The 518-nt window shown below is 48.8% G+C and carries 1 protein-coding gene; it reads left to right on the forward strand.

Annotation, left to right across the window (positions count from 1 at the left end; genetic code table 11):
• On the forward strand, positions 1-518 hold a 518-nt coding region (locus tag R7040_RS29915), incomplete at both ends, for a sulfatase-like hydrolase/transferase (protein ID WP_318098115.1).

A 518-nucleotide genomic window follows, 5' to 3' on the forward strand; every position in this document is an offset into this window, starting at 1 on the left:
GCAAAATTGAAGACACAGGTCCTTTGACGAGTAAGCGCATGGAAACGGTCGACCAAGAAACGCTAGACGCGGCAATGAATTTCATGGAGCGTCAAGTTAAAGCGAACAAGCCGTTCTTCTTGTGGTACAACGCAACACGCATGCACATTTGGACGCATGTGAAAGAAGAAAACCGTACAACAGGTTTCGGTGAATACGCAGATGGTATGGTAGAGCACGACAACATGGTTGGTGAGTTGCTAGATAAACTGGATGATCTGAAAGTTGCCGACAACACCATCGTGATTTACACAACCGATAACGGCCCGATGAACGCGACCTGGCCTGATGCAGCATTTGGTCCTTTCCGTGGTGAGAAAAACACTGGTTGGGAAGGAGGCTTCCGCGTGCCAGCAATGGTTCGTTGGCCTGGACACATTGCACCAAATACGAAATTAAACGACATTTTTGCGGGTGAAGACTGGTTCCCAACACTGCTTTCTGCGGCGGGTAACAACACCATCAAGCAAGACTTGCTG

The sequence above is a fragment of the Vibrio sp. 1069 genome (genome assembly GCF_033340555.1).